The sequence below is a fragment of the Actinomadura sp. KC06 genome (assembly GCF_004348735.1).
Lineage (GTDB): Bacteria > Actinomycetota > Actinomycetes > Streptosporangiales > Streptosporangiaceae > Spirillospora.
Genome location: NZ_SMKT01000324.1, coordinates 1 through 3,754 on the forward strand (window position 1 = coordinate 1; position 3,754 = coordinate 3,754).

Annotated in this window: 3 protein-coding genes; all 3 read left to right on the top strand. The window is 69.7% G+C overall.

Features of this window, described 5'->3' with window-relative positions; genetic code table 11:
• The first annotated feature begins 139 nt into the window (after positions 1–139).
• Positions 140–1,324, top strand: coding sequence for a rod shape-determining protein RodA (rodA, locus tag E1287_RS42375; protein ID WP_243719826.1), 1,185 nt, complete (start codon positions 140–142; stop codon positions 1,322–1,324).
• Between the two features lie 55 nt (positions 1,325–1,379).
• Entirely contained in the window at positions 1,380–3,302 is a 1,923-nt protein-coding gene (locus E1287_RS42380; RefSeq protein ID WP_131971656.1) for a TIGR03960 family B12-binding radical SAM protein, read from the top strand.
• Between the two features lie 211 nt (positions 3,303–3,513).
• Positions 3,514–3,754: hypothetical protein (locus E1287_RS45270; protein WP_207934805.1), on the top strand; the 241-nt coding region annotated here is incomplete at its 3' end.

The following is a 3,754-nucleotide window of genomic DNA, read 5'->3' on the forward strand; positions in this document are numbered from 1 at the left end:
GGACGGGCGGGTCCACGGCCGCGCCGGCCGTCCGGGAGATCTGGGAGGCGATGTACGGGACGAAGGACCGCCCGCCCCTCCTCAAGGACGGCAGGCTCCCGTCCGAGCTGCCGGCGCTGCCCGGTGAGGGAACCGCCCCGTGATCACCGGTTCGGGCGTCGGGAGCGTCGAGGGGTACGCGGCGCGGCGCGGGCTGCGCAGCCGGCTCGGCGGGCTGCGGCGGCTCGATATGCCGCTGTTCCTGTCGGTGCTGGCGCTGTCGGTCATCGGTGCGCTGCTCGTCCGTTCCGCCACGTTCCAACTGCTGACCGAGCAGGGCAAGGACCCTGAGGGCTTCCTCAAGCGGCACGTCCTGAACCTGTTCATCGGGTTCGCGCTGGGCGGCCTCGTCACCGTCCTCGACTACCGGCTCCTGCGCGCGTACGTCCCGATCCTGTACGGGGTCGCGTGCGTCGGGCTGGTCGCCGTCCTGTCCCCGCTCGGCGAGACGATCAACGGGTCGCACTCGTGGATCGTGATCGGCGGCGGCTTCCAGGTGCAGCCGTCGGAGTTCGCCAAGGTCGGGCTGGTCGTGCTGCTCGCGATGATCCTGGGCGAGCCGCGCGACGGGGAGATCGGCCCCGGCCGCCGCGACGTGCTGCTGGCGCTCGTCCTCGCCGGCGTGCCCGCCGTGCTGATCATGCTGCAGCCCGACCTCGGCACCACGCTGGTGTTCATCGCGGTGGTGCTCGGCATGCTGGCGATCTCCGGCGCGCAGAAGCGGTGGCTCTTCGGCCTGGTCGGCGGCGGGCTGGCCGCGGCCGCCGCCGTGTGGTTCTTCGGCCTGCTGGAGGACTACCAGATCGACCGGTTCACCGCCTTCCTGAACCCGGAGGCCGACCCGCGCGGCGCCGGCTACAACGCCCAGCAGGCCCGGATCGCGGTCGGGTCGGGCGGCGCGTTCGGCAAGGGCCTGTTCCAGGGCGAGCAGACCGGCGGGCACTTCGTCCCCGAACAGCAGACCGACTTCATCTTCACGGTCGCGGGGGAGGAGCTCGGCTTCGTCGGCGGCGCCGTGATCGTCGCGCTGCTCGGCGTGGTGCTGTGGCGCGGCCTGCGCATCGCCACCCAGGCCGCCGACCCGTTCGGGACGCTCGTCGCCACCGGCGTCGTGTGCTGGATGGGGTTCCAGACGTTCCAGAACGTCGGGATGTCGATCGGCATCATGCCGATCACGGGGCTGCCGCTGCCGTTCGTGTCGTACGGCGGCTCCGCGACCTTCGCGAACATGATCGCGTTCGGTCTGCTGCAGGCGGTGCACATCCGGCGGCGTCCGTTCGATTAGCGCGGCGCCGGTAGAGTGGACGTCATTCCACGTCCCCTGCACGGAGGATTCCGTCATGCCGGTCGAGTCGCTCTTCCCGCGCCTGGAACCGCTGCTCCCGGGCGTGCAGAAGCCGATTCAGTACGTCGGCGGCGAGCTGAACTCCCAGATCAAGGACTGGGACGAGGCGGACGTCCGGTGGGCGCTGATGTACCCGGACGCCTACGAGGTCGGGCTGCCGAACCAGGGCGTCCAGATCCTTTACGAGATCCTGAACGAGCGCGACGGCGTCCTCGCGGAGCGGACGTACTCGGTGTGGCCCGACATGGAGGCCGTCATGCGGGAGCACGGCATCCCGCAGTTCACCGTCGACGCGCACCGCCCGGTCGCCGCGTTCGACGTCCTTGGCGTGTCGTTCTCCACCGAGCTCGGCTACACGAACCTCCTCACGGCCCTCGACCTCGCCGGTATCCCGCTGGACGCCGCCGACCGCACGAGCTCCCACCCCATCGTGATCGCAGGCGGCCACGCCGCGTTCAACCCGGAGCCGATCGCCGACTTCATCGACGCGGCCGTCCTAGGCGACGGCGAGGAGATCGCCCTCGCCATCACCGAGGTCATCCGCGAATGGAAGGCCGAAGGCGAGCCCGGCGGGCGCGACGAACTCCTCCACCGCCTGGCCGCGTCCGGCGGCGTCTACGTCCCGCGCTTCTACGACGTCACCTACCTCCCCGATGGGCGCATCCAACGCGTAGCACCGAACCGCCCCGGCGTCCCGTGGCGAGTCGAGAAGCACACCGTCATGGACCTCGACCAGTGGCCGTACCCGAAGAAGCCGCTGGTCCCGCTCGCGGAGACCGTCCACGAGCGGTTCAGCGTGGAGATCTTCCGCGGCTGCACCCGCGGCTGCCGGTTCTGCCAGGCCGGGATGATCACCCGCCCCGTCCGGGAACGGTCGATCACCACCATCGGCAACATGGTCGAGCAGGGCCTCAAGGAATCGGGCTTCCAAGAGGTCGGGCTGCTCAGCCTGTCCAGCGCCGACCACAGCGAGATCGGCGACGTCGCGAAGGGCCTCGCCGACCGCTACGAGGGCACCAACACCTCGCTCTCCCTCCCGTCCACCCGCGTGGACGCGTTCAACATCACGCTCGCCAACGAGTTCTCCCGCGGCGGCCGCCGCTCCGGCCTGACGTTCGCCCCGGAGGGCGGCTCCGAACGCATGCGCAAGGTGATCAACAAGATGGTCACCGAGGACGACCTGATCCGCACCGTCACCACCGCCTACGAGAACGGCTGGCGCCAGGTCAAGCTGTACTTCATGTGCGGCCTGCCCACCGAGGAGGACGAGGACGTCCTCGCCATCGCCGGCATGGCCAAACGCGTCATCCAGGCGGGCCGCGACGCCACCGGCCGCAAGGACATCCGCTGCACGGTCTCCATCGGCGGTTTCGTGCCCAAGCCGCACACCCCGTTCCAGTGGGCCGCGCAGTGCGACCACGAGACCGTCGACCGCCGCCTGCACGCCCTCAAGGACGTCCTGCGCGGCGACAAGGAATACAGCCGCGCCATCGGCCTGCGCTACCACGACGGACAGCCGTCCATCATCGAGGGCCTCCTCTCCCGCGGCGACCGCCGCGTCGGCAAGGTCATCCGCGCCGTCTGGGAGGACGGCGGCCGCTTCGACGGCTGGAGCGAACACTTCTCCTACGACCGCTGGACGACCGCCGCGCAGAAGGCACTCGCCACCGACCCCGTAGACCTGGCCTGGTACACCGTCCGCGAACGCGAAGAAGTAGAAGTCCTCCCGTGGGACCACCTCGACGCGGGCCTTGACCGCGAATGGCTCTGGCAAGACTGGCAGGACGCCGTAGACGAAACCGAAGTCGAAGACTGCCGCTGGACCCCCTGCTACGACTGCGGCGTCTGCCCAACGATGGGCACCGAAATCCAAATAGGCCCCACCGGCAAGAAACTCCTCCCCCTATCGGTCGTATAGACGATCACGGCCGACCCCGCGCCACCGCGGTCAACGTGACCGCGTACTCGGCCGAACACTTCAAGGTCGACCTGCCTGAGGCAAGGTCGAAAGTCGCTGTTTGCAAAACGGCGGGCAGGGGTGTGCGGAAATGCTGCGGCAACCCCAGTGGGAAGATTTTCCCGGCCCTGAGATTTATGACCCGGGGTCGGTTGAGGATGTTCTGCGGAGCGTGCGCGATAACAGCGGCTTCGGCCGTGGCCGAGGCGCCGATCTGCTGAACGCGGTGGGAAACGATCATCGCGGGACGCTCTACCCGGCCGCCGTCATGGCGGTGGAGCGGCTCCTGGAGATCGCCCGAGACGTCCCCGGCCCGCCCGGCGCCGAGCTTCCCCCGGGGGCGGCCGCTCGACCATCGCGGGGCCCAGGGGTGGCGGCGTGGGAAGGGCTGTGGGGTGGGGGATGCGGTGTGT

Bases quoted from the DNA above. Each gene is read 5' to 3' on its own strand.
- E1287_RS42380 (WP_131971656.1), top strand. From the start codon at position 1,380: ATGCCGGTCGAGTCGCTCTTCCCGCGCCTGGAACCGCTGCTCCCGGGC.